Source organism: Streptomyces sp. NPDC040610 (genome assembly GCF_055594065.1).
Genome location: NZ_JBVIXA010000023.1, coordinates 12,495 through 37,189, shown reverse-complemented (window position 1 = coordinate 37,189; position 24,695 = coordinate 12,495). Strand labels below are relative to the sequence as shown.

Below are 24,695 nucleotides of genomic sequence, written 5' to 3'. Positions count from 1 at the left end.
CGGCGATGGAATTCCTGAACTACGAATTCATGCAGCGGGCGCTGCTCGCCGCCGCCCTCGTCGGCGTCACGGCGCCCGCGGTCGGCATCTATCTGATGCAGCGCCGCCAGGCCCTCATGGGTGACGGAATCGGCCATGTCGCGATGACGGGCGTCGGCCTCGGCTTCCTGCTCTCCACATCCCCGGTGTGGATGGCGACGGCGGTCGCGGTGGTCGGAGCTGTCGCGATGGAGCTGATCCGCTGGTACGGCAAGACGCGCGGCGACATCGCCCTCGCGATGCTGTTCTACGGCGGCATGGCGGGCGGCGTGATGCTGATCAACCTCGCGCCGGGCGGCTCGAACGCCAACCTGAGCTCCTACCTCTTCGGCTCGCTGTCGACGGTCTCGGAGGAGGACGTGACGGCGATCTGTCTGCTCGCCGCGTTCGTGGTCCTCGTCACGGTCGGTCTGCGCCGCCAGTTGTTCGCGGTGAGCCAGGACGAGGAGTTCGCTCGTGTGACGGGTCTGCCGGTGCGGGCCCTGAACCTCCTGACGGCCGTCACGGCGGCGGTCACGGTCACCGTCGCCATGCGGGTCGTGGGCCTGCTGCTTGTGTCGGCGCTCATGGTGGTGCCGGTGGCGGCGGCGCAGCAGCTCACCCGGAGCTTCGCGGCGACGTTCGCGATCGCGGTGGCCATCGGGATCTCCGTGACGCTCGGCGGCACGGTCACCTCGTACTACCAGGACGTGCCGCCCGGAGCGACGATCGTGCTCCTGACGATCGGGGTGTTCATCGTGCTCACGCTGCTCGCGACGCCGCTGGCGCGCAGACGGGCACGGGCCTCCGCGGCACGCGACGCGGCCTGCACGGCGGATGTGCCGGGTGCGCGGGGGGCGTCGGACGAGGTCACTGTCTGAGATCACTCTGGTCACCGTCCGGCAGCGACCTGGCACAATGGCCGGGCGAGAGACGACGCACCACGAAGTGCGGACGAGTCCTTACGAGTGCTAGGAGGCACCTGTGACGACCGCTGCGGGACCCCCCGTACGAGGCCGGTCCACCCGGCAGCGCGCCGCTGTGGCGGCCGCGCTCGACGAGGTGGACGAGTTCCGCAGTGCGCAGGAGCTCCACGACATGCTCAAGCACCGCGGTGACTCCGTGGGCCTGACGACGGTCTACCGCACGCTCCAGTCCCTCGCCGACGCCGGCGAGGTCGACGTGCTGCGCACCAACGAGGGCGAGTCGGTCTACCGCCGCTGCTCGACCGGCGAGCACCACCACCACCTGGTCTGCCGTGTCTGCGGCAAGGCCGTGGAGGTCGAGGGCCCCGCGGTGGAGAAGTGGGCGGAGGCGATCGCCGCGGAGCACGGCTTCGTGAACGTGGCGCACACGGTGGAGGTCTTCGGTACGTGCGAGGACTGCGCGGCGCAGGCCTGAACAGCCCGCCCGTGGTGGGCCCGCACTCCCCACCCGCCCGCCCTTTCAGGTGATGGGGGGGCACTTCGTGCCCCCCCATACCCCCTGATCAGCTGTTGGCGATCTGCTCCTCGTTCGGGATGGCCCCGCCGAAGCGGCGGTCGCGGGAGGCGTACTCCAGGCAGGCGCGCCACAGGTCGCGGCGGTCGAAGTCGGGCCACAGGACGTCCTGGAAGACCATCTCGGCGTAGCTGGACTGCCAGATCAGGTAGTTGGACGTGCGCTGCTCGCCGCTGGGGCGCAGGAAGAGGTCCACGTCCGGCATGTCCGGGTAGTACATGTACTTCGCGAAGGTCTTCTCGTTGACCTTGCCCGGGTCGAGCCTGCCCGCCGCGACGTCCCGCGCGATGGCCTGGGCGGCGTCCGCGATCTCCGCACGCCCCCCGTAGTTGACGCAGAAGTACAGCGTCATGGCGTCGTTCTTGACGGTCTGCTCCTGGGCGACCTGGAGCTCCTGGACGACGGACTTCCACATCTTGGGCATACGGCCCACCCAGCGGATGCGGATGCCCAGCTCGTCCATCTCGTCCCGGCGGCGCCGGATGACGTCCCGGTTGAAGTTCATGAGGAAGCGGACCTCTTCGGGCGACCGCTTCCAGTTCTCGGTGGAGAAGGCGTACAGGGAGAGGTTCTTGACGCCCATCTCCAGGCAGCCCTTGAGGACGTCGAGGACGACGCCCTCGCCGACCTTGTGGCCCTCGGTGCGCGGCAGGCCGCGGTCCTTGGCCCACCGGCCGTTGCCGTCCATGACGACGGCGACGTGCTTGGGGACCAGCTCGCCGGGGATCTTCGGCGGGCGCGCGCCGGAGGGGTGCGGCTCGGGCGCCTTGTACTCACGGCGGCTCCGTCCGAGGATTCCGCGTCGTGCCACTGCCATCGGGGGCTCTCACTCCTAGCTGAGCTCGGTCAGTTCTTCTCTACGTACCGCGTACCGCGTCAGTTCTTCTCCACGTACCGCAGCGAGCGCAGGCCGCGCTCCATGTGCCAGTGCAGATAGGCCGATACGAGCCCGCTGCCCTCGCGGGCGTGCCGGGCCTCGCAGGAGTCGGCCGTCGCCCAGTCTCCGGTGAGCAGCGCGCCGAGGTGCGTCAGGGTCTCCGCCGACGGCACGACGCTGCCCGGCACCCGGCAGTCGGCGCAAATCGAGCCGCCCGCGGCGACGGAGAAGAAGCGGTTGGGGCCGGGCAGGCCGCACTTCGCGCAGTCGTTGAACGTGGGCGCGTAGCCGTTCACGGCGAGGGAGCGGAGCAGGAACGCGTCGAGGACGAGGTGCGGTTCGTGCTCGCCGCGGGCGAGGGTGCGCAGGCCGCCGACGAGCAGCAGATACTGCTGCACCGCGGGCTCGCCCTCGTGGTCGGTGAACCGCTCCGCCGTCTCCAGCATGGCCGTCCCGGCGGTGTACCGGGCGTAGTCCGTGACGATCCCGCTACCGTACGGAGCGATCGTCTCACTCTGCGTACACAACGGGAGCCCGCGGCCGACCAGTTCGCTGCCCCGCGCGAAGAACTGCACGTCCACGTGCGAGAAGGGTTCCAGGCGCGCCCCGAACTTGGACTTCGTCCGCCGCACCCCCCGGGCCACGGCCCGCACGCGTCCGTGCCCGCGCGTGAGCAGCGTGATGATGCGGTCCGCCTCACCCAGCTTCTGGGTGCGCAGCACCACACCGTCGTCACGGAACAGGCTCATGGGCCCATTCTCCCGTACGCCGCCCCCGCGACGGCCCCGGGTTCAGGGCGGGGCGCCCGCCCCCCTGCCGAGCGGGCGCCGACCGCCCTCCGTCAAGGCACCTCGCCGCGGCTTCGCGCGTTCGCGTACGCCGTCGCCGCGCGCAGCCGCTCCGCGCTCGTCGCCGTCCTCAGGGCCTCCGGGACGCAGTCCCACTCGCGGCCGCCCCCGTACGGCCGCAGCTGTACGTACGGGCCCTCGTGGCCCATCACCCGGCCCACCTTGCCCGACCTCGTGTCCACCGCGTATGTGCCGATCGGCAGCCTCATGCGGTCACCGCCCCACGGCCGTGCCCGGCCGCTTTCGCCGGAGAAATTCCCGTCCGACCCGGGGCGGCGCGCAATTCTTCCACTGTTTCCTCCACCTCTTCGAGGCAACCCGCGGAGTGCCGGTGGCCTGCGGCGTTAATCGCCGTCACGTGGCTCCCCTTTGCCATCGGATTTCACGCTTCTTGTCTCCACGATGACGCGGTCCGCCTACACTCGGCAGGAGTCTGTGCGCTACAAGTGCGAGGCTGAGGAGGGGAGTTCATCCATGGCCAAAGGTGCTCATGGATCCCGGCAGGCCGCGTGGGAGTTCTTCGGCGCCGAACTCAAACGACGGCGCGAGGAGGCCGCGTTCACGCAGGTGGAGCTGGGTGCGCGGGTTTTTGTGTCGGGCGGGTACATCGGCCAGTTCGAACAGGCTATTCGTAAGCCGCAGTTGGATGTGGCCCAGCGGATTGACGCAGTTCTGCAAACCGCGGGCTTTTTCGAGCGCATGTGGCGCAAGCTGATCGATGACAAGCGGTATGCCGATTATTTCGCCGAAGTCGTCGAGCTGGAGCGGACGGCGACCAAGATCTGCCAGTTCGCGCCGTCGGTGATCCCAGGACTGCTGCAGACCGCCCCCTACGCGCAGGCGGTCACACTCGCTGCCAATCCGTTCGTCACGGACGAGCACGTGAACGAGCGGGTATCCGCGCGGTTGGAGCGGTCCCACATCCTGAAGGACGCTACAAGGCCCGAGTATTGGGCGATCCTGCACGAGAACGCGCTGCTCGTGCCCGTCGGCGGACCCGTTGCCATGGCAGAGCAGTTGGAGCACATCGCCACGTTGGCGCGGGAACGAACGGTGCTGCTGGCTGTGGTCCCCCGCGCACACGGAGCGTGTGCGTCGATGGCAGCAATGCTCCAGCTGATGGAGTTCGATGACGCGCCGCCGACCCTCTATACAGAGACGTCGTTTTCAGGCGACTTGCTGGACGATCCGGCGGTGGTGAAGCGGGCACAGCGCGCATACGATCTGCTCAGGGGCGCCGCGCTGTCGCCGGAGGTGTCCCTCGCCCTGGTCGAGTCGGCGGCTAAGGACTTCAGACGATGCGCGAGTACGACCTGAGCAACGCCTGCTGGCGCAAGAGCAGCCACAGCAACGGCGAAGGCGGCGAGTGCGTCGAAGTGGCCGCCGGGCTCCCCGGCCTCGTCCCCGTCCGCGACAGCAAAACCAACCCCGACGACGGCCCCGTCGTCCTCATAGGCGCCCCCGCCTGGACCACCTTCCTCACCGCTGTGTGCGGCGGCGGCGCCAGTACGCCCAGGTGACCGCCCCCAGCAAGGGCCCCCACAGCAACAACGGCGCGTAAGTCACGTAGAGGGCCGCGGCCTGCCACGGGCCCTGGCGGGTCGGGTAGTCGTCGGAGAGCTCCTCCCCCGTGATCGTGACCCCCGCCGCCTCCGCCACGAACGCGCCCGTCCACAGTGCCGTGACCAGCACGGCGCCGATCGCCGCCGGGACGACCGCCGCCATCGTCGGCACCGCCCGCCCGCGCAGGAACGGCACCCAGCGCGGGAACACCTCGCCCCACCGCGTGACGAGCCCCACCGCCGTGAAGGCGAGCAACTCGGAGACGAGGGACAGGAACAGCATGTAGGACCACCCGGGCACCCACGCCGGGAGGTCACCCCGCTTGTCGTGGCTGCTCTCGTCGAGGAACCAGCCCACGATGCGCCAGACACCCGAGGGCAGCACGGTCAGCGGTACGGCGAGCGCGGCCAGCCACGCCCACTGGGGGACGCCGTCGGCGCGGGCGTGGGCGGCGGCCCAGCAGGTGCGCAGCCGGCCGGGTGGGGGCGGGAGTTCGGTACGGGTGACTTCGGTAGGGGTGTCGGTCGTCGTCATGGGACCAGCCTGGCGATCACGCCCCGCCGCCCGGATCGCCCACCGGGGCGAAGCGCCTCCGCCGCGCGGCGGACCCGGGGTCAGCCCAGGAGATCGACGCGCGCGCCGACGCCGAGCCGTTCCGCCTCCCGGAAGGCGAGCCAGGACAGGGCGAGGTCCTGCCAGGGCAGGCCGACGGGCGCGTAGACGGAGCGGACGGCCGGGGTGCCGTCCGCGTGGGCGGCGGGCCGCTCGCCGCGCAGCACCTCGCCGAGGGTGGCGTCGGCGGCCGAAGCGGGCAGCCCGGCGGCGGCCAACGCGCCCATGGACGCCGCCAGTTCACGGTCGTCCACGACGAGGTGGGCGTCCCGCAACAGGCCCCCGGCCAGCTCCTGCTTGCCGGGCTCGTCGGCGCCGAGGGTGGTGAGGTGCTGGCCGGGGCGGGTGTCGGCCGGGCCGAGGAGGGGGGTGCGGGACCAGGTGGCGAGGAGGACCACGTCGGCGAGGGCGGACACGTCGGCGGCGGACGCGGACACCTGGCCGCCGTGGCGGGCGGCGAAGTCGGCGGCGCGGTCCGCGTCCGTGTCGTACACGGCAAGGCCACTGAAGCGACGCAGCGCACGCAGCCCGCGCACCATCAGCTCCGCCTGCGCGCCCGCGCCCACCACCCCGAGCACCGCGGTGCCCGAGGGGTCGGGGGCGGCCAGCGCGTGCGTACCGAGCGCGGCCGCGAGGCCCGTGCGCCACGCGGTGACCGTCGCCGAGTCGATGAGCGCCAGCAACTCGCCGTCCGCGCCGCTGTACAGACAGATCACCCCACGCAACGCGGGCCGCGCGGCGGGGAACTTGGCGTTGACCTTCACGGTGTACGCGTCGACGCCGGGCAGGAGCCCGGGGATGAGCGCCGTCGCCGTACCGGGAAACGGCAGGTCCGTACGCACCCGCTGCCCGGCGATCGACACCTCGTCCGCCACCCGGAAACCGTCCGCGAGCGCGTCGAGGCAGGCGGCGGGGTCGAGGAGGGCGGTGAGGTCGGAGTGGGTGAGGACGCGGGTCATGCGTCGATCGTGCCAGGAGAGCTGTCGAGGAGGGGGAGGGTCACGCAGGTCACGACAGCCAGGGCCGCCGCGGCGGTCAGGGTCTGCGGGGGTGTGAGGGGCGTGTGGTCCGTGAGGAGGGTGACCGCGTAGGGGGCGAACATGCCCGTGTACGCGGCTGTCCAGAAGTAGGACGTGAGGCGGGCCAGGCCGTGCGGCGGCGCGGCGGCGGCGACCTGGGTGAGGCCGTGGGTGAGGGTGAAGCCGTAGCCCGCGCCCAGGACGGCCGCCGCGGCCATCCCCCACGGCTGGGAACCGGTGTGGGCCGCCCAGGCGGCGAGGACGAGGCCGAGGGTGATGGCCACGAGGCCCGCGGTCGCGGCTCCATGGCGGCTCGCCGCCGCGCGGCGGGCAAGGGGCTGGACCAGGAGGCCGGTTCCCGGGACCACGGCGGTGGCCGCGCCGGTGTAGAGGAGGCCCGCGTGCACGAGCCCGGGGAGCGTGACGAAACCCAGCGTGGGTGCCACGAAGACCCAGGGGGCGAGGGAGAGCACGGTGCGGCGGAGGCTCCGCGGGACACGGGGGGACTCGGCGGCGGCCGGGGGCCGGGCCCCCGCGTGGGTCTCCGGTGCGGTCCGCGCCGCCAGCCACGCACCCGTGGCCAGGAGTATGTGGGGAACGTACGCCGTCACCATCGGGTGTGGGGCCCACTGTGCGATGAGGGCTGCTGCGAGGCCGCCCGAGGCGAAGCCCGCTGAGACGTAGAGGCCTGCTCGGCGGGAGGCTGTCGATGCGGAGGTGTCCGGGGCGGCGTACGGCGGGGACGACAGCTCCTTGATCCAGGCGCTGCCCGCGGCGAGAAGGACACCCGCGCTCACGCCGGTGAGGAAGCGCCCCGGCAGCAGCCACCCCGTGGCCCCCGCCCCCAGGGTCAGCAGCAGCGTCGACAGCAGGTTCAGGGCCAGCGCGCCCAGCGCGATGCGGCGGCGGCCCCGGCGGTCCGCGAGGGGCCCGGCGACGAGCAGGCCGGGGATGAGGCCGACGACATACACCGCGAACAGCCCCGTGACCGCCGACTCGGAGAGGCCCAGCTCGGAGCGGTAGGCGCCGAGGAGCGCCGAGAACTGGTTGGCGCTCCAGCCGGAGGCGAGCATCATCCAGGCGGCGCGTGCCCCGTACCGGGAGGTGCCCGGGCGGGCGGCGGGCGGCGCCGGGGGCGACCCCGGCCCTGCTGTCGCGGGCGCGGGTGTTCGCGCAGGTGAGACGGCGGATGCTTCAGTGCTCATGCACCCAGTTCTAGGCGCCCCCGCCAGCCCCGCGCCGCCCCCGTTCACGATTCCTGAACGCCACCGGGGCACCCCGCCGGAAGCCGCCTACGCTGGAAGGCATGACCTCCTCCCCCCTCGACCTGCGGCTCCTCGCGTCGTTCCTGGCGGTCGCGGAAGAGGGGCACTTCGGGCGGGCCGCGGCCCGGCTCTTCCTGTCGCCCCCGGCGGTGACCGCGCATGTGCGGCGTCTGGAGAGCGACCTCGGCACCCTGCTCCTGTACCGCGCCCCGGTGGCCCCCACCCCGGCAGGTGAGCGCCTCGCCGGGCACGCCCGCACGCTCCTCGCGGCGTCCAACGCGGCCCTCGACGACCTGGCCGACCTGACCTCCCCGGCCGACATCGGCCCGACCGGCGCCGCCCGCGCGGCCGAGCGCCCCTTGCGCGTCGGCATCATGGGCCACGGCTCCGCCGAGCTGACCCCGGCGGCCATCAACGCCTACCGCCGGGCCCGGCCCGAAGTCCCCGTCGAGATCAGCCAGTTGGACTTCACGGAGCACTCGTCGGCCCTCGTCGAGGACCGCGTCGACGTCGCCTTCGTGCGGCCCACCCCGGACGACGAGCGCGTCACCGCGGACGTCCTCACCACCGAGCAGCGCATCGTCGCCGTCCCCGCGCACGCGGCCCTCGCCGACGCCCACGCGACCGGCGTCACCGTCGCGGACGTCGCCGACCTGCCGTTCGTACGCGTCCCCGGGCACACCCCGCGCCCCTTCACGGACTATCTGTACTTCGACGAGGCGGGCAGCCGCCGCGGCCCCGACTTCGCCGTCACCCCGCAGGAGGTCCTGACCAGCGTCATCATGGGCCGCGCGGCGGGCTCGGGCCTGAAGTCCTTCGCCCGCTACTACGCCTGGCCGGGCGCCGTCTTCGTACCCGTGCTCGACGCCCCCTGGGAGAGCAGCTACCTCGCCGTCCGCGCGGCCGACGACAACCCGGAGGTGCGGATCTTCCGGGCGCTCGCGGTGGCGCTGGCGCGGGAGTGGGGGCCGACGATCCGCTGATGACGCTCCCCCCGGAGCGGATCGCCGGCCGGTCTTCGGATGCCCCGGGGCCGGAGCCCCGGGCGCCCCTAGATGTGGGCGATGTACAGATAGCCCCGCGCCCACGAGGCCGTCTTCACCCAGTGCGTGCCCTTGGAGCTGACGCACCGCTCGGTGTAGAGGACCTTCTTGCCCTTGGGGACCATCACTTTGACGTGTGCGCGCTTCGACATTCCCACTCGGATGGGAGCCTTCCGCTTCGTCTTACCGTACTTGCTGCCTACGTACTCGCACCGGAACGAGGCGGCCGCCGGGTCGGCCCCGGGGGTCGACGCCGACGCCGACGCCGCACGCTGGGGCGCAATCGTCTGGTGGTTGTCCGCGAGCGCCGAGCCCGCCGAGAACGTGAGCATCGCCGTGGCGACGGCGCAGACGGCCACGGCCTCCAGCGACTTCCGTCCGTACCCGTACCTCATCAAGGCCCCTTCGTCGTGTGTCCCCGTCGGCTCACTAGTGTTCTCGGGACGGTTGGGCGAATCGCTGGGCGGCGCACTGGGCAGTCGCCGATACACGGCGACTCGAACGCGACGCGGAAGGTGTTCCGTTGGGATCGGATGACTTAGAGGAGGCCGGGCGGTTGCGGTTCGCGCTCCTGGGGCCCGTCCGGGCCCGGCGGGGCGATCGGGCCCTGGACCTGGGGGCGCCGCGGCAGCGATCCGTCGCCGCCGTGCTGCTCCTCGGGAGGGGCCGCCCCGTCGCCCGCGACCAGCTCGTCCGGGCGGTCTGGGGCGAGCCCGCCCCGGCGTACGCGGTCCCGCAGTTGCAGAAGTACGTCTCGGCGCTGCGCCGCACCCTGGAACCCGAGCGCGGCCCCAGGTCGCCCTCGGGGGTCCTGAACTGGTCCGACAGCGGATACGTCCTCGACGTCGGCCCCGACGACGTCGACCTGGCCGCCTTCGAGCGCGGGGTCGGCCGGGGCCGCGCCGCACGGGCCCGCGGGGACGCGGCACGGGCCGCGGAGGAGCTCCGCGCGGCCCTCGGCCTGTGGCACGGCCCGGGCACCCCCGCCCTCGCCGACGTGTCGAGCGTCTTCCTGGACGCGGAGCGCGAGCGGCTCGCGGAGCTGCGGGCCGCCGCCCTGGAGGAACGGATCCAGGCCGACCTGGACCTGGGGCGCCACCAGGAGGTCGTACCCGAACTGATGCGCCTGGTCGGCGACTTCCCGCTGCGTGAGCGGTTCGCGGCGCTGCTGATGCTGGCCCTGTACCGGTGCGGACGGCAGGGGGACGCCCTCGGCGCGTACCAGCGGATGCGGCGTGGGCTGCGCGAGGAGCTGGGGGTGGACCCGGGGGCGGAGGCGCAGGAGCTGCACGGGCGGATCCTGGCGTCGGCACCGTCCTTGGCCTGGCCGGGCGCGGCCGCGGACCAGGCCACCACGGACACCACGGACACCGCCCAGGAACCGCGCCCCGCCCTGGACGCCGTCCAGGCGCTGCGCCAACTCCCCATGGACCTCCCGGAGTTCACGGGCCGCGAGGCGGAGCTGCGCGCGCTGTGGGAGCTGGTGGACGGCCGGGGCGCCACCGACGGCACCGCCGACCCGGGCCGCACCGGCGTGATCGTCGCGGTCGTCGAGGGCATGGCGGGTGTCGGCAAGACCCGCCTCGCCGTCCACGCCGCCCATCGGCTCGTCGCCCAGGGCCACTTCGCGGACGTCCAGCTGTGGGCCGACCTGAAGGGATTCTCACCGGACCGGGCCCCCGCCGACCCCGCCCGCGTCCTGGAGGACTTCCTGCGCCTGCTCGGCGTACCGGGAGACCTCGTCCCCGAGCAGCTCGACGCCCGGGCCGCCCTGTACCGCGACCGGCTCGCGGGCCGACGGGCCCTGGTGGTCCTCGACGACGCGGCCGACGAGGAGCAGGTGCGGCCCCTGCTGCCCGGCACCGGATCGTGTCTGCTGCTGATCACGAGCCGGCGCGTCCTCGGCGGGCTCGACGGCGCCCGCAGCACACGCCTCGCCCCCTTCAGCCCGAAGGAGGCCGCCGCGCTGATCGACCGCGTCGCGGAACGGGATCGGCCCGGGGCACCCCTCTCGGAGCACCCCGGGACGAAGCCCCCGACGGACTCCGGGTCCGGCGACGCGCTCCTGCGGATCGCCGAGCTCTGCGGCCACCTGCCGCTGGCCGTGTCCCTGGCCGGGCGCCGCCTGCGCACCCGGCCGTCCTGGTCCACGGCGGACCTGGCCCGGCGCCTGGAGGCCGACGAGGGCAGGCTGCGCCGACTCGCCGTCGGCGGGCGGACGGTGGACGCCGCCTTCGCGCTGTCGTACGAGTCGCTGACCGAGCGCCCGCGCCGGGCCTTCCGCATCCTCGCCCTGCACCCCGGCACCGACTGCACCCCGGAGTCGGCCGCCGCGCTGCTCGGCACGGACCGTGACACGGCCGAGGACCTCCTGGAGGCCCTCCTCGACGAGCATCTGCTGCAGAGCTACGCGCACGGCCGCTACCGCCACCACGACCTGCTGCGCCTGTATGCGCACGGCCGCACCCACGCCGAGGACTCCGAGGAGTCCCGTACGGCCGCCGTCCTGCGGCTCGCCCGGTGGTACTGCGACGCCGCCGAGGGCGCGCGGCGGCGGCTCGAACCCTGGCGGGGGGCCGCGGCCGACGGGCCGCGGCCCCCCGGGCCGGAACCGGCCTCGGCCGCGGCGGCCCTGGAGTGGCTGGGACAGGAACGCGCCAACCTGACGGCGGTCACCGAGGAGGCCGCGCGCCGCGACTGGCACGACTGCACCTGGCGGCTCGCCGCCGCGGCCCACTCCTTCCTGGGGCTGCACGCCTACGGGACGGACAGCCTCGCGGGCCTCCGCCTCGGCCTGGCGGCGGCCCTGCGGTCCGGTGACCTCGCCCGGCAGGCCCGCTCCCTGCGCGACATCGGCACCGTGTACGACGGCCTCGGCCGGCACGACGAGGCGGCGGAGCAGCATCTGCGTGCCCTTGCCGTGTCCGAGGAGGCCGGTGACGCGCACGGGGCGGCCGAGGCGCGGTGCGCCCTCGGCCGGACGCACGGGGCACGCGGGCGGCACCGGGAGAGCGCGGAGCAGCACCACCTGGCGCTCTCGGTGTTCCGGGAGACGGGCGACCGGCACGGCGAGGCGTGCTCGCTCGCGGGGCTCGGCCTGAGCGACTGGTTCACGGGCCGGACACATCACCGCAGCGCGGCCCAGCACCGGCGCGCCCTCGCGCTGTTCCGGCGACTCGGGGACGTACGCAGACACGCCATCGAGATCAGCAACCTGGGGTTGGCGCACTGGGCCTTCGGGAACTACGGGGAGTGCGCCCGCCACCACCGGCGCGCGCTCGCGCTGTTCGAGGAGATCAGCGACCGGCGCGGGCAGGCCCTCGCGCGCGGTGGGCTCGGCCTCGCCGAGTGGCACCTCGGGAGGCCGGAGCAGGCCCGCGAGCACTGCCTGCGCGCACTGGCCGCCTTCCGGGACACCTGCGACCGGCAGGGCGAGGCCGCGCTGCTGCAGCGGCTCGGGTATCTGCACTGGGTCACGGGCCGGTACGGCCGCGGCGAGGCCGAACTGCGCGAGGCGCTCGCCCTGTGCGCGGGCACCGGCAACCGCAACACCGAGGCGTGGTCGCTGACCTCACTCGGCCATCTGTGCCTGCGACTGCGCCGCGACGACGAGGCGGCGGGCCTGCTGCGCCAGGGGCTCGGCCTGTCCCGGAGCCACGGCGACCGGCACTGCGAGTCGAGCGGGCTGCTCGGGCTCGCCCTGGTCGCCCTCAACCAGAGCGACGCGGCCGCCTGCGAGCGTCTCGCCCGGGAGTCGCTCGGGCTCGCGCAGGCCATCGGCAATCCGCACGGGGAGGCCTGGGCGATGATCGCCGTGGGCCTCGCGCTGGTCCATGGCGGGGACGGCGTCGGTGGCGGCGTCGGTGGTATCGACGGCTGCGGCGGGGACGGCGTCGGCGTCGGTGGTGTCGACGGCTGCGGTGGGGACGGTCAGGAGGCGGGCGAGGTCTGGTTCCGGCGGGCCGCCGCCGTCGCCGAGCGGATCCGCGAGCCCCACACGGAGGCCATGGCCCGGCACGGGATGGGCTGCGCCGCGGCGCACCTGGAGCGCCCGGAGGAGGCCGAGCGGCACCTCCGCGCAGCGCTCGCCCTCCGTCGGCGGATCCTGGACCGGCACGGCGAGGCCGAGACGCGCACGGAACTGGCCGCGCTGCTGCGGGACACCGGGCGGCCGGAGGCGGCTCGGGCGGAGGAGGAGGCGGCCTCGGCGCTGTACGCGGAGATACCCCTGCACGGCCGGACCCCGCGCTAGCGCAGCACCTTCCCCACGTACTCCCCGAGCCGCCCCCGGATCTCCTCCCCCGACATTCCCTCCACCGCCACCAAGTGCTCGACGAGGTCCGCCCGCACGGCCGCGAGCAGCGCGTGGGAGGCGTAGTCGGCGTCGGGCACCGTCGCCGTCGCCGCGAGGGCGTCCCGCAGGACGCCGTGCCACCAGCCGTAGTGCTCCGCCTCGTACGGGCTGCCGCCGCCCGACTCCTCCAGGGCCAGGGACAGATGGCGGTTGCCGAGCTTGAAGTCGAGGAGGGCGTCCAGGAGGGCGGGCACCCGGTCGTGGGCGGGGCCGCCGGGGCCGAGCGGCGGCGGGCCCGACCCGACGGCGGCGCGCAGCGCCTCGCTGCGGGCCGTGAACACCGCGCGGATCAGGCCGGTGCGGTCGCCGAAGCGGCGGAACAGGGTGCCCTTGCCGACGCCCGCCGCGGCCGCGACCTGCTCCATGGACACCCCGCGCGGGCTGTCGCTGCGCGCGAACAGCTCGTCGGCGGCGGCGAGTACGGCCTCGCGGTTGCGCGCCGCGTCGGCGCGCGCCTTGCGTTCTGTCATGGGGACACCTTTACAAAGCGGACCGGCGGTCCGTATCGTTAAGCGGACCGACAGTCCGAATCGTAGAGGACGGCACCTTCCCATGCCCACTGGCACCTCTCCCGCCCCCACCCCCGCCGAGCTGTTCCGCGACGGCATCCAGCTCCTGCTCGCCAACGACATGGACCGCTGGGTCGAGCTGTTCGCCGAGGACACCGTCGCCGAGTTCCCCTTCGCCCCGGAGGGCTATCCGCGCCGCGTCGAGGGCCGCGCGGCCCTCGGCGCGTACCTGCGCGGCCTCGGCGCCCACGTCGAGTACCGCTCCTTCCCGTACCTGGACATCCACGAGACGACCGACCCGGAGACGATCGTGGTCGAGTTCGCCGCGAAGGGCCGTGTCGTCGCGACGGACGACCCCTTCGACATGACGTACGTCGTCGTGGTGACCGCCAAGGACGGCCGCTTCACGCACTACCGCGACTACTGGAACCCCCTCGCCACCCCCGACTCCCTCAAGGAGGCCGTCGGTGCCTGAGCGACACACCGTCCTGGTGACGGGCGCCACCGGCACCACCGGCAGCCGCCTCGCCGCCCGCCTGGCCGCCCTCGGCCACACCGTGCGCGCCGCGAGCCGCTCGGCCCGCACCCCGCACCCGGGGGCCCGCGCGGTCCGCTTCGACTGGTACGACGAGGCGACGCACGCGCCCGCGCTCCAGGGGGCCGACCGCGTCTATCTGGTGGCGCCGGTCGGCGACCCCGACCCGGCCGCCGTCGTGCTCCCGTTCCTGCGGCGGGCCCGCGCGGCGGGCGTGACCCGGGCGGTCCTGCTGAGTTCGTCGGCCATCGAGGCGGGCGGTCCCGTCCTCGGGCAGATCCATCAACTCCTCGCCGAGGAAGGGCTTTTCGAGGAGTGGGCCGTGCTCCGCCCGTCCTGGTTCATGCAGAACTTCACCGCCGACCACCTGCACGCCGAGAGCGTCCGCACCGACGGCGTCCTGGCGACCGCCACCGGCACGGGCCGGGTGCCCTTCGTCGACGCCGACGACATCGCGGCGGTGGCCGCGCACGCCCTCACCGCCGTGCCCGCGCCCGGGCACGACCTGGTGATCACCGGCCCGGAGGCGCTGACGTACGACGAAGTGGCGGCGACGCTCACCGACGCCACCGGGCACACCGTCACCCACCACGCCGTGTCGGCCGACCGGCTCGCCGACCGGCTCACGGAACGCGGCCTGCCCGCCGAGTTCGCCCGCGTCCTCGCCGCCCTCGACGACGCCGTCCGGGGCGGCGCCGAGGACCGCGTCACGGACACCGTGGCCCGCCTCACCGGCCGGGCGCCCCGCTCCTTCGCGGACTACTGCCGGGAGGCCTGGTCGCCCTCGACCGTCACCGCCCCGTCGCGGTGATCGAGGCGCAGCCGGACCCTCTCCCCCGCCGCCGTCACCCGCGTCCGCACCTGCACGCCGTCGGGGAGGCCCGCCACGACGGGCGACACCCCGGCCTCCGCCCGCACCCGGTCGAGCAGTTCGCGCATCGTCTTGGGGTCGGGGCCGAGGCCCAGGTACCAGGCGGTGCCCCGGCCGTAGTCGTGCCGGGTCACGGCGGGGCCGCCCCCGTCCTCGTAGGCGAGGATCCGCTCGGCGCCCTCCAGGCGGATCTCCTCCGCCCAGGTGCCGTCGGGGCGCGGGTCGAACTCCTCGACGGTCAGACCCAGGACCTCGCGGAGCGGCCCGGGGTAGCCGCCCAGGTGCACGCGGTCGTGTTCGTCGGTGATGCCGGAGAAGTACGACACGACGAGCGTGCCGCCGTCCCGCACGTAGGCGGTGAGGCGCGCGGCCGTGTCCAGCGACAGGGCGTACAGGTGCGGCACGAGCAGCAGTCGGTACGCCGCCAGGTCCCCGTCGACCGGCACCACGTCGCACGCCACCGACGCGTCGTACAGCGCCTTGTGGTGGGCGAGCGCCCCGTCCAGGTAGTCGATGGGGGCCGGGTGCGCGTCCGTCTCCAGGGCCCACCAGTTGGGCCAGTCGAGGACGAGGGCCGCGTCCGCCCGGTCGGGACGTGACCTCAACAGGTCGGGGTGCGCGGCGAGTTCGGCGCCGAGCTCCGTCACCTCGCGGAACACGCGGGTCTCGCGGCCCGCGTGCGGCACCATCGCCGAGTGGAACTTCTCGGCGCCGCCGCGCGACTGGCGCCACTGGAAGAACAGCACCGCGTCCGCGCCGTGCGCCACCGCCTGCCAGCTGTCCAGGCGCATCCGCCCGGGCGGCTTGCGGCCGTTGTGGGCGCGCCAGTTGACAGCCGAGGGGGCCTGTTCGAGGAGCAGCCAGGGCTGTCCGGCCTTCAGGCCGCGCATCACGTCGTAGGAGAAGGCGGTGCGCTGGGCGGCGTCCGGGTCGTGCGGGTCGGGATAGGAGTCGTACGAGACGACGTCCAGGTGCGGGGCCCAGCGGAACAGGTCGAGGGTCTTGGCGACGGGCACGAAGTTCGTGGTCACGGGGGTGTGCGGGGTGACGCGGGCGAGGACGTCCTTCTCCGCCAGATAGCAGGCGAGGAGTTCGTCGGAGGAGAAGCGGAGGAAGTCCGCGCGCTGGGCCGGGTTGCGGAAGGAGGGGGCGGCGCGCGGGGTGTGGATCTCCTCCCAGGTGCTGTAGCGCTGCGACCAGAACGTCGTCGACCAGGCGTCGTTCAGCACGTCCAGGGTTCCGTACCGCTCGCGCAGCCAGTCGCGGAACGCCGCCGTGGACACCTCGCAGTGGCAGTGGCGCGAGATGTGGCAGCCGTACTCGTTGCCGATGTGCCACAGGGCGAGCGCCGGATGGTCCGCGTACCGGGTCGCGAGGCGTTCCGTCAGGCGGACCGCGTGGCTGCGGAAGACAGGGCTCGATGGACACCAGTGCTGGCGGGAGCCGGGGTGCAGGCGGGTGCCGTCCTCCATCACGGGGAGGGTCTCGGGGTGCAGGCGGGCCAGCCACGGGGGCGGGGACGCCGTCATCGTGGCCAGGCACACGGCGACGCCCGCTTCGGCGAGGCGGTCCAGGTGGGTGTCCAACCAGGTGAAGTCGTAGGCGCCGGGGGTCGGTTCGGTGGTGGCCCAGCCGAAGATGCCGAGCGTCACCAGGTTCACGCCCGCCGCGCGCATCAGCTCGATGTCCTCGGCGTGGACGTCGGGGCCCCACTGCTCGGGGTTGTAGTCGCCGCCGTACGCGGGGGACGCCAGCTTGTCGTAGAAGCGGTCCAGATTGCCGCCGCCACCGCCGTCGCCGCTGCCGCCGGTGCTGTCGGGGGTCATCCCACACCTCTCGATTCCTGTCCCGCCCGCGCCTCGATGCCGCGGAAGTGGTCCGCCATCGCCCGCTGCGCCGCGCCCACGTCGCCCGCGCGCAGCGCCGCCACTATGTCGCGGTGCCTGCGCACGGTGACGTCGGGCGCCGGGTCCCGCGACCAGCCGCGGACGCCCGCGACCCGGTGGAAGACGTGCCAGAACGCGCCGAGCAACTGGGTGACCAGCGCGTTGCCGAGCGGTCGGTACAGCGCCTCGTGGAACTCGCGGTCCAGGTCCGGGAAGGCCTCCCCGGCCGCCGCGGCCGCCTCCATCCGCCGCACCAGGTCCTCCAGGCCGCTCAGCTCGGCGTCGCTGAGCACCGCCGCGACCTCGCGCACGAGCCCCTCCTCCAGGACCGCGCGGACCTGGAGGATCTCGGCGAGCGCGTGCGAGTCGTCGGCGAGCTGGACCAGGGTGCGGAAGGTCAGGCCGTCGGCGAGGGGGGTCAGGGAGGCCTGGCCGACGTAGGTGCCGTAGCCGTGCCGGATCTCCACGATGTCGAGGGCCTGCAGCGCCTTGAGGGCCTCGCGCACGGAGTTGCGGCTGACGCCCAGCTCCTCCATCAGCTCGGCCTCGGTGGGCAGCAGGGCGCCGGGGCGCAGCCGCCGGTCCAGGATCAGCTGCGTGACCTCGCGCTGGACCTGGCCGCTCACACGCCGTTCACCGGACCGCCTTGGGGCGGGCCCGGGCCGTTCACGGATGGGCTCCTGAGGCATGCGCCACATCGTAGGCACGGATGACATCCCACGTCCCACCTCTGGACGAGACTTCTGTGCGCGCGGCGGCCGGCGGGGGCCTGAGGGTTGCTCAATTCCGATCCGGGAACAGCGGGTTCTGATCCGTGCGCGTTCTCTTGACCGGCACTCCCGGCCCTCTTATGGTCGCCACGCCAGCATGACGTAGGACGTGGGATCTCCCACCGGTAGCACTGCACCTCCCTCTCACCCGGCACTTGGGGAGCAGGCCTCCCCACTCCTTCATGGAGGCACTGTGAGCCACCTGATCCCCGTGACGCGCGACGGCGGGCACGGCCCCGACCGCCGGTCCTTCCTGAAGTACACCGGCGCCCTGGGCGCGGCGGCGGGTCTCACCGGCACGCTCGCGGCCTGCTCGGGACCGGAGTCGACGAACGACACCGGTGGCGGCGGCAAGGACGGCGGCACCCTGACGGCCGTCATCGGCTATGGCAACGACGGCAGTTGGGACCCGACGCAGACGGCGTCGGCGTTCGCGATGGCGGGCAACGAGCACATCTACGAGGCGCTGCTCGGCACCGACCCGATCAGCAGGGAGCCCTACGCCCAGCTCGCCACGGCGGTGCCCGCCGACCTGAAGGCGACGACCTGGAAGTTCGAGCTGCGCGCGGGCTCCACGTGGCACGACGGCAAGCCCGTCACCGCCGACGACGTGGTGTTCGTGTTCGACCGGATCCTGGACCCGAAGACGCAGACGCTGGCCAAGGGCTTCTTCGAGAGCTGGCTGAAGGAGGTCAGGAAGGTCGACGCGCGGAACGTGGAGCTGGTCCTGAAGTTCCCCTTCCCGGACGGCGCGGCCCGGCTCACCCTCGCCAAGATCATGCCGAAGCACGTCTACTCCAAGCCGGGCGCCTGGGAGGACGCGACCAAGGGCAAGGCCATCGGCTCGGGCCCGTACCGGCAGACCGCCCACCACCCGAAGTCGAACACGACGTTCGAGGCCTTCGCCGACTACAACGGCCCGCGCAAGGCCGCCTTCAAGAAGATGAACTGGCTGACGATCGTCGACGCGGCCCCGCGCGTCGCGAAGATCTCCGGCGCCAGCGCGGACGCCGAGATCTCCGACAACATCCCGTACGCCAACATCGAGCAGCTCAAGAAGGGCGGCATGACGGTCGAGGGCGGGGCCGGCATGAACAACCTCTTCCTGATGTTCAACACCGCGCACAAGCCCTTCGACGACGTGCGGGTGCGCCAGGCGCTGCACTACGCCATCGACCGGGAGAAGATGATCGAGGTCGCCCTGAAGGGGCACGGCAAGGCCGCCTCGTCCTTCCTCAACGAGGGCAACCCCAGCTACCGCCCGGCGAAGACCGTCTACGCGTACGACCCGAAGAAGGCCAAGGCGCTCCTGAAGGAGGCCGGGGTCGAGGACCTGAAGATCAACATCATGGCGGTCAACGTCAGCTGGATCGTCGACTGCCTGCCCACCATCAAGGCGTCCTGGGACGCGATCGGTGTGGAGACCACGCTCGACCCGCAGGAGACCACGGCCGTCTTCACCAAGATGGACCAGAAGAAGGACTACCAGGTCGTCGCCGCCGCCTCGAACCCCAACCAGTTCGGCATCGAGGCCGACCTGATCATGCATTACAACTACGGGCCCGACAACCTGTGGATGGGTTACGCCCGCTGGGCGAAGGACGCCCGCGCCAAGGAGTTGTTCCGGCTCATGGACCGGGCGACACGCGAGCCGGACGCCACCCGGAAGAAGACGATGGTGCAGGACTACATCGACATCGTCGCCGAGGAGGCCGTGCTGTACCCCGTGGTGCACAACGAGCTGATGACCGCGTGGGACCCCAAGCAGCTCACCGGTGTCCGCGCCCAGCCCTACCCCGGCATCAACCTCCTGCAGTCCAAGTGGGCCTGAGCGACTTGAGGAACCCGTACGCCGTGAGCGACCCGAGGAGCCGTACGCCGTGAGCGATCCGAGGAGGTCGTACGCCGTGAGCGACCAGAGGAGCGTCAAGCAGTGACCGCGATCCTGCGTATCCTGGCCCGCCGCATCGCCCTGCTCGTGCCGCTGCTGCTCGGCATCGTGCTCTTCGTGTTCCTCGTGATGCGGTTCTCCGACATCGACCCGGCGTCGGCGTTCTTCCAGGGCGCGAACCCCACCCAGGAGCAGCTCCACCAGTTCCGCGAGGACAACGGCCTGCTCGATCCGCTGCCGGTGCGCTACGTCGACTTCGTGGGCGACCTCATCGGCGGCGACATGGGCATCAGCGTCCTGACCCGGTCCCCCGTCATCGACCAGATCACCACCGCGCTGCCGCTGACGATGCAGCTGACCTTCCTCGGCCTCGGCGTCGCGGTGCTGCTCTCCCTGCCGCTCGGCGTGCTCGCCGCGATCTACCGCGACCGGCTGCCCGACCAGATCATCCGCGTCGTCTCCCTGACCGGCGTCGCGGCGCCCGGCTTCTGGCTGGCCCTGCTGATGATCCAGTACCTGGCCGTCGACCTGGGCTGGTTCCCGACCGGCGGCTACGTCAACCCGGCCGACTCCTTCACCGGCTGGCTGAAGACGATGACGCTGCCCGCCCTCGCCCTGTCCCTGCCGGTGGCCGCGCAGATGACCCGCATCGTGCGCACCGCCGTCGTGGAGGAGCTGGACAAGGACTACGTCCGCACGGCCGTCGGCAGCGGTCTGCCACCGGTCGTGGTGGTCGGCCGCAACGTCCTGCGCAACGCCCTCATCAACCCGCTGACCGTGCTCGGCCTGCGCGTCGGCTATCTGCTGGGCGGCGCGGTCGTCATCGAGACGATCTTCTCGCTGCCCGGCATGGGCAAGCTCATGATCGACGCGGTGAAGAACGGTGACCCGGCCGTCGTGCAGGGCGTCGTCATCACCACGGCCGTCGGCTTCGTCGTGGTGAACCTGGTGATCGACATCCTCTATCTGCTGGTGAACCCGCGCCTGAGGGGAACCTCCTGATGCTCCAGTCGCGCAAGAAACTCACCGAGCGCCTTGCCGTGCCCGGCATCCGGCTGCGGGCCCTGGCGAAGCTGCCGGTCCTCTCCCGCATCTCCCTCGGCGTCGTCTCCGTCGTCGTCCTCGTCGCCCTGTTCGCCCCGCTCATCGCCCCGCACGACCCGCTCGACCAGCAGTCCCTCGTCGACGGCACCGGCCATCCCTCCGCCGACCACTGGATGGGCCAGGACAGCCTGGGCCGGGACATCCTCAGCCGGCTGATGTACGGGGCGCGCTGGTCCCTCGCCATCGGCCTGGGCGCGACGACGCTCGCGCTGATCGTCGGCGCGGTCATCGGCGCGATCGCGGCGACCTCCCGCAAGGCCGTCGACGAGACGCTGATGCGCTGCCTGGACGTCGTCATGGCGTTCCCCGGCATCGCGCTCGCGGCGGTCCTCGTCGCCGTCTTCGGCGGCGGCATCACCGTCCTGATCTGCGCGATCGCCTTCCTGTTCACCCCGCCGATCGCCCGTGTCGTCCGCGCCAACGTGCTCGATCAGTACGGCGAGGACTACGTGGTCGCCGAACGCGTCATCGGCGCCCGCACCCCGCACATCGTCATCAAGCACGTCGCCATCAACTGCGCCGCCCCGGTCCTGGTGTTCTGCACCGTCCAGGTCGCCGAGGCGATCGTGTTCGAGGCGTCCCTGTCGTTCATCGGCGCGGGCGTGCGGCCGCCGGACCCGTCCTGGGGCAGCGTCATCGCCGACGGCAAGAACATGGTCCTCATCGGCGGCTGGTGGGCGACGGTCTTCCCCGGCCTCCTGATGCTCCTGACCGTGCTCTCCCTGAACGTGCTCTCCGAAGGTGTCTCCGACGCCTGGGCCGCGCCGTCCGGCCGTGACGTCACCGGCCCCGGACGCAAGGACGACCCGGTCGAGGCGCCCGAGCCGGGCAGCGGCGAGGTCCTTGAGCTGCCGGGCCTGACCGAGGCGGCGGCGCGGCTGCGCGCACGGGCCCGGCCGCTGCCCGCGGGGGCGCCCGTGCTCAGCGTGCGGGACCTGGCCATCGGCTTCGAGGAGCGGCACTCCGGCGTCGACATCGTCGACGGCATCAGCTTCGAGGTCCGGCCCGGGGAAGTCCTCGGCCTCGTCGGCGAGTCCGGCTGCGGCAAGTCCCTGACCGCGCTCACCGTCATGGGCCTGGAACCCAAGGGGGCCCGGGTGCGCGGGCACGTCACCTTCGACGGGCGGGAGCTGATCGGCCTGCCCATGCGGTCCCGGCGGCGGCTCCTCGGCCACGACATGGCGATGATCTACCAGGACGCCCTGTCGTCCCTGAACCCGGCGATGACGGTACGCGCCCAGCTGGGGCAGGTCGTCCGGCGCGGCGGCCACCGCTCCCCCGCCGAACTCCTCGCCCTCGTCGGCCTCGACCCCGACCGCACCCTGCGCAGCTATCCGCACGAGCTGTCCGGCGGCCAGCGCCAGCGCGTCCTCATCGCCATGGCCCTGTCCCGCGACCCCAAGCTGATCGTCGCCGACGAGCCCACCACCGCGCTCGACGTGACCGTGCAGGCCCAGGTCATCCAACTCCTGCTGCGGCTGCGCGCCGAGCTGGGCTTCGCCCTGATCCTGGTCTCGCACGACCTGGCGCTGATCGCCGACGTCACCGACCGGGTCGCGGTCATGTACGGCGGCCAGATCGTCGAGACCGGCGTGACCGCCGACCTCGTCGAGGCTCCCACCCACCACTACACGCGCGGCCTGCTCGGCTCCGTGCTGTCCCTGGAGTCCGCCGCCGAACGCCTCACCCAGATCAAGGGTGTCGTCCCCTCACCGGCCGACTTCCCCGCGGGCTGCCGCTTCGCCGACCGGTGCCCGCTCGCCGACGCCCTGTGCCACACCACCGCCCCCGAACTCCTCGGCGAGAGTCGGCACCGGACGGCCTGCCACCATCCCGCACCCGTCGTCGAGACAGCGGAGCCGCGGCTCCCAGGAAGCGAGGCGGTCCGTGACCGTGGCTGAGGCTGTTCCCCCCGGCGACCTGCCCGACGACGACCCCACCGCCCTGGTCACGCTGCGCGACGCGCACGTCGTCCACAAGGCCCGCACCGGCGGCCTGTTCTCCCGCGACCGGGTGTACGCCCTCACCGGCGCCGACCTCACCATCGCCCCCGGCGAGACCGTCGGCGTCGTCGGCGAGTCCGGCTGCGGCAAGTCGACCCTCGCGAAGGTCCTCCTCGGCATCCAGCCGCCGACGTCCGGGCTCGTCGCGTTCCGCGGCCGGGACCTGTGGGGGATGGGCGCCGCCGAGCGCCGCACCACGATCGGCACCGGCACCGCCATGATCTTCCAGGACCCCTCCACGGCCCTCAACCGCCGCCTGCCCATCCGGCAGATCCTGCGCGACCCCCTCGACGTGCACCGCCGCGGCACCCCCGCCGAGCGCACCGACCGGGTGCGCGAGCTGATGAGCCTCGTCGGCCTGCCCACCGTCCTCGCCGACGCCCTGCCCGGACAGCTCTCCGGCGGCCAGCGCCAGCGCGTCGCCATCGCCCGCGCGCTCGCCCTCGAACCCGAACTCGTCGTCGCCGACGAGCCGACCAGCGCCCTCGACGTCTCCGTACGCGCCCAGATCCTCAACCTGCTCCTCGACCTCAAGGAACGCCTCAACCTGTCCCTGGTCTTCGTCTCCCACGACATCCAGACCGTCCGCAGGATGAGCGACCGCGTCATCACCATGTACCTCGGCCGGATCGTCGAGGAGTCACCGGCCGCCGAGATCCTCGACAACGCCCGGCACCCGTACACCCGGGCGCTGTTCTCGGCCACACCCGGACTGCTCGACCCGATCGACCCGATTCCGCTCGTCGGCCCGGTACCGTCGGCCACGCGGCCGCCCAGCGGGTGCCCCTTCCGCACCCGGTGCTGGAAGGCCGACGAGGTGTGCGCGACGGCCATGCCGGACGTCGCGGACGCCGGTGCCGAGCATCGGTACCGGTGCCACCACCCCGTACTGGCGGGCGAGTCCACCCGGGACCTCGTCAGCCAGTCGTCCGCAGCGACGGCCGCCGCCACGGCCACGTCCAAGGAGACACCGTGACCCTGCCGAACCTTCCCTCCCCGTTGACCGGTGTCGTCCCTCCCGTCTGCACCCCCCTGACCCCGGACAACGAGGTGGACGTGGCGTCCCTCGAACGCCTCGTGGACCATCTGATCGACGGTGGCGTCGACGGCCTCTTCGTCCTCGGCTCGTCCTCCGAGGCCGCGTATCTGCCGGACGGGCACCGCAGGGTCGTCGTGGACCGCGTCGTCCGGTACGTCGGCGGGCAGCTGCCCGTCCTCGCCGGGGCCATCGACATGGCCACCCTGCGCGTCCTCGACCACGTCCGGGCCGCCGCCGACGCGGGCGCCGACGGCGTCGTCGTCACCGCGCCCTTCTACACCCGCACCCACCCCGCCGAGGTCGCCCGCCACTTCCGCCTCGTCGCCGCCCGCGGGGCGCTGCCCGTCTTCGCCTACGACCTCCCCGTCTCCGTCCACACCAAGCTCGACGCCGACCTCGTCCTCGAACTCGCCGCCGAGGGTGTCCTCGCCGGGCTCAAGGACTCCAGCGGCGACGACGGAGGGCTGCGCCGCGTCATCCTCGGCGCCCGCACCCGCACCGGCCTGCCCTCCTTCTCCGTCCTCACCGGCTCCGAACTCACCGTCGACTCCGCCCTCGCCATGGGTGCCGACGGCGTCGTCCCCGGCCTCGGGAACGTCGATCCGCACGGCTACGTACGCCTCTTCCGCTACGCCCGCGAAGGCGACTGGGCGCGGGCCCGCGCCGAGCAGGAACGGTTGTGCGCGCTGTTCCGCATGGTCGGCGTCGGCGACCCCCTCCGGATGGGGGCCAGTTCCTCCAGCCTCGGGGCGTTCAAGGCCGCGCTCCACCTCCGCGGCATCATCGACTGCCCCCTCACCGCGGCCCCCCAGATCCCGCTGTCCGAGGCCGAGACGGAGCAGGTGGGCAAGCATTTGGCCGCGGCGGGGTTGCTGTAGGCCTCGCGGGTGCGCCCCAGTCCCACCCCTTCCCGAACTGGGGCTCCGCCCCAGACCCCGCTCCTCAAACGCCGGAGGGGCTGAAACACAGCCCCGGGCGAGCTGAAGCG

23 protein-coding genes are annotated in these 24,695 nt (G+C 72.9%); 13 read left to right on the top strand and 10 right to left on the bottom strand.

Annotated features, from left to right (window positions below):
* Positions 1-5: 5 nt before the first annotated feature.
* Both ACZ6AA_RS39755 and ACZ6AA_RS39750 read left to right on the top strand, forming a co-directional pair.
* Entirely contained in the window at positions 6-899 is an 894-nt protein-coding gene (locus ACZ6AA_RS39755; protein ID WP_471463336.1) for a metal ABC transporter permease, read from the top strand.
* A 103-nt stretch (positions 900-1,002) separates the two neighbouring features.
* Positions 1,003-1,419, top strand: coding sequence for a Fur family transcriptional regulator (locus ACZ6AA_RS39750; protein WP_468449636.1), 417 nt, complete (start codon positions 1,003-1,005; stop codon positions 1,417-1,419).
* Positions 1,420-1,507: 88 nt separating this feature from the next.
* On the opposite strand, the gene ACZ6AA_RS39745 is transcribed toward ACZ6AA_RS39750, so the two are convergent.
* The 3 genes from ACZ6AA_RS39745 to ACZ6AA_RS39735 form a co-directional block, all read right to left on the bottom strand.
* Complete coding sequence (locus ACZ6AA_RS39745; protein ID WP_468450181.1) at positions 1,508-2,329, bottom strand: isoprenyl transferase; 822 nt, start codon at positions 2,327-2,329, stop codon at positions 1,508-1,510.
* A gap of 65 nt (positions 2,330-2,394) precedes the next feature.
* Positions 2,395-3,144 (bottom strand): DNA repair protein RecO, encoded by a 750-nt coding sequence (recO, locus tag ACZ6AA_RS39740; RefSeq protein ID WP_030357672.1) that lies wholly within the window; start codon positions 3,142-3,144, stop codon positions 2,395-2,397.
* Between the two features lie 92 nt (positions 3,145-3,236).
* On the bottom strand, positions 3,237-3,452 hold the full coding sequence (locus ACZ6AA_RS39735) for a hypothetical protein (protein ID WP_468449637.1): 216 nt from the start codon (positions 3,450-3,452) through the stop codon (positions 3,237-3,239).
* A 265-nt stretch (positions 3,453-3,717) separates the two neighbouring features.
* Here ACZ6AA_RS39735 and ACZ6AA_RS39730 point away from each other — a divergent pair, with 265 nt between their 5' ends.
* Both ACZ6AA_RS39730 and ACZ6AA_RS39725 read left to right on the top strand, forming a co-directional pair.
* On the top strand, positions 3,718-4,560 hold the full coding sequence (locus tag ACZ6AA_RS39730; protein WP_468450183.1) for a helix-turn-helix domain-containing protein: 843 nt from the start codon (positions 3,718-3,720) through the stop codon (positions 4,558-4,560).
* A complete protein-coding gene (locus ACZ6AA_RS39725; protein ID WP_471463334.1) occupies positions 4,542-4,763 on the top strand; it encodes a DUF397 domain-containing protein in 222 nt (73 codons plus the stop codon). Before ACZ6AA_RS39730 ends, ACZ6AA_RS39725 begins: the two co-directional genes overlap by 19 nt.
* Here the strand turns inward: ACZ6AA_RS39725 and ACZ6AA_RS39720 are convergent.
* The 3 genes from ACZ6AA_RS39720 to ACZ6AA_RS39710 form a co-directional block, all read right to left on the bottom strand.
* Positions 4,723-5,340, bottom strand: coding sequence for a hypothetical protein (locus tag ACZ6AA_RS39720; protein WP_471463332.1), 618 nt, complete (start codon positions 5,338-5,340; stop codon positions 4,723-4,725). The two genes, ACZ6AA_RS39725 and ACZ6AA_RS39720, sit on opposite strands and share 41 nt — an antisense overlap.
* 80 nt (positions 5,341-5,420) lie before the next feature.
* Entirely contained in the window at positions 5,421-6,377 is a 957-nt protein-coding gene (locus tag ACZ6AA_RS39715; protein ID WP_471463330.1) for an ornithine cyclodeaminase family protein, read from the bottom strand.
* Positions 6,374-7,642 (bottom strand): MFS transporter, encoded by a 1,269-nt coding sequence (locus ACZ6AA_RS39710; protein WP_471463328.1) that lies wholly within the window; start codon positions 7,640-7,642, stop codon positions 6,374-6,376. The genes ACZ6AA_RS39715 and ACZ6AA_RS39710 overlap by 4 nt, the downstream gene beginning before the upstream one ends.
* A gap of 101 nt (positions 7,643-7,743) precedes the next feature.
* On the opposite strand from ACZ6AA_RS39710, the gene ACZ6AA_RS39705 reads away from it, so the two are divergent.
* Entirely contained in the window at positions 7,744-8,685 is a 942-nt protein-coding gene (locus ACZ6AA_RS39705) for a LysR family transcriptional regulator (protein ID WP_471463326.1), read from the top strand.
* A gap of 68 nt (positions 8,686-8,753) precedes the next feature.
* Here the strand turns inward: ACZ6AA_RS39705 and ACZ6AA_RS39700 are convergent, their stop codons facing one another.
* Positions 8,754-9,140: a hypothetical protein gene (locus ACZ6AA_RS39700; protein WP_471463324.1), complete on the bottom strand. Its 387-nt coding sequence runs from the start codon at positions 9,138-9,140 to the stop codon at positions 8,754-8,756.
* Positions 9,141-9,268: 128 nt separating this feature from the next.
* Here ACZ6AA_RS39700 and ACZ6AA_RS39695 point away from each other — a divergent pair, with 128 nt between their 5' ends.
* Positions 9,269-12,997: an AfsR/SARP family transcriptional regulator gene (locus ACZ6AA_RS39695; RefSeq protein ID WP_471463322.1), complete on the top strand. Its 3,729-nt coding sequence runs from the start codon at positions 9,269-9,271 to the stop codon at positions 12,995-12,997.
* Here the strand turns inward: ACZ6AA_RS39695 and ACZ6AA_RS39690 are convergent.
* Complete coding sequence (locus ACZ6AA_RS39690) at positions 12,994-13,569, bottom strand: TetR/AcrR family transcriptional regulator (RefSeq protein ID WP_471463320.1); 576 nt, start codon at positions 13,567-13,569, stop codon at positions 12,994-12,996. The two genes, ACZ6AA_RS39695 and ACZ6AA_RS39690, sit on opposite strands and share 4 nt — an antisense overlap.
* A gap of 82 nt (positions 13,570-13,651) precedes the next feature.
* Between ACZ6AA_RS39690 and ACZ6AA_RS39685 the strand changes: the two genes are divergently transcribed.
* Positions 13,652-14,083 (top strand): nuclear transport factor 2 family protein, encoded by a 432-nt coding sequence (locus ACZ6AA_RS39685; protein ID WP_468449642.1) that lies wholly within the window; start codon positions 13,652-13,654, stop codon positions 14,081-14,083.
* Positions 14,076-14,954 carry an ergot alkaloid biosynthesis protein gene (locus ACZ6AA_RS39680; protein WP_471463318.1) on the top strand — a complete coding sequence of 293 codons (879 nt, stop codon included), beginning with the start codon at positions 14,076-14,078 and terminating at the stop codon, positions 14,952-14,954. The genes ACZ6AA_RS39685 and ACZ6AA_RS39680 overlap by 8 nt, the downstream gene beginning before the upstream one ends.
* Here the strand turns inward: ACZ6AA_RS39680 and ACZ6AA_RS39675 are convergent.
* Both ACZ6AA_RS39675 and ACZ6AA_RS39670 read right to left on the bottom strand, forming a co-directional pair.
* Positions 14,903-16,840 (bottom strand): beta-galactosidase, encoded by a 1,938-nt coding sequence (locus tag ACZ6AA_RS39675; protein WP_471463316.1) that lies wholly within the window; start codon positions 16,838-16,840, stop codon positions 14,903-14,905. The genes ACZ6AA_RS39680 and ACZ6AA_RS39675 overlap by 52 nt on opposite strands.
* The gene (locus ACZ6AA_RS39670) at positions 16,837-17,598 is read right to left on the bottom strand and encodes a FadR/GntR family transcriptional regulator (RefSeq protein WP_471463359.1); all 762 of its coding nucleotides are present in this window, start codon (positions 17,596-17,598) and stop codon (positions 16,837-16,839) included. Before ACZ6AA_RS39670 ends, ACZ6AA_RS39675 begins: the two co-directional genes overlap by 4 nt.
* Positions 17,599-17,872: 274 nt before the next feature.
* On the opposite strand from ACZ6AA_RS39670, the gene ACZ6AA_RS39665 reads away from it, so the two are divergent.
* The 5 genes from ACZ6AA_RS39665 to ACZ6AA_RS39645 all read left to right on the top strand — a co-directional run bounded on the left by ACZ6AA_RS39665 (position 17,873) and on the right by ACZ6AA_RS39645 (position 24,585).
* Positions 17,873-19,501, top strand: coding sequence for an ABC transporter substrate-binding protein (locus ACZ6AA_RS39665; protein ID WP_471463358.1), 1,629 nt, complete (start codon positions 17,873-17,875; stop codon positions 19,499-19,501).
* 102 nt (positions 19,502-19,603) lie between these two features.
* The gene (locus tag ACZ6AA_RS39660) at positions 19,604-20,563 is read left to right on the top strand and encodes an ABC transporter permease (protein ID WP_468996631.1); all 960 of its coding nucleotides are present in this window, start codon (positions 19,604-19,606) and stop codon (positions 20,561-20,563) included.
* Positions 20,563-22,566, top strand: coding sequence for a dipeptide/oligopeptide/nickel ABC transporter permease/ATP-binding protein (locus ACZ6AA_RS39655; RefSeq protein WP_471463314.1), 2,004 nt, complete (start codon positions 20,563-20,565; stop codon positions 22,564-22,566). Before ACZ6AA_RS39660 ends, ACZ6AA_RS39655 begins: the two co-directional genes overlap by 1 nt.
* Positions 22,559-23,644 carry an oligopeptide/dipeptide ABC transporter ATP-binding protein gene (locus ACZ6AA_RS39650; RefSeq protein WP_468450189.1) on the top strand — a complete coding sequence of 362 codons (1,086 nt, stop codon included), beginning with the start codon at positions 22,559-22,561 and terminating at the stop codon, positions 23,642-23,644. Before ACZ6AA_RS39655 ends, ACZ6AA_RS39650 begins: the two co-directional genes overlap by 8 nt.
* Positions 23,641-24,585 carry a dihydrodipicolinate synthase family protein gene (locus ACZ6AA_RS39645; RefSeq protein ID WP_468449647.1) on the top strand — a complete coding sequence of 315 codons (945 nt, stop codon included), beginning with the start codon at positions 23,641-23,643 and terminating at the stop codon, positions 24,583-24,585. The genes ACZ6AA_RS39650 and ACZ6AA_RS39645 overlap by 4 nt, the downstream gene beginning before the upstream one ends.
* The last annotated feature ends 110 nt before the right edge of the window (positions 24,586-24,695 follow it).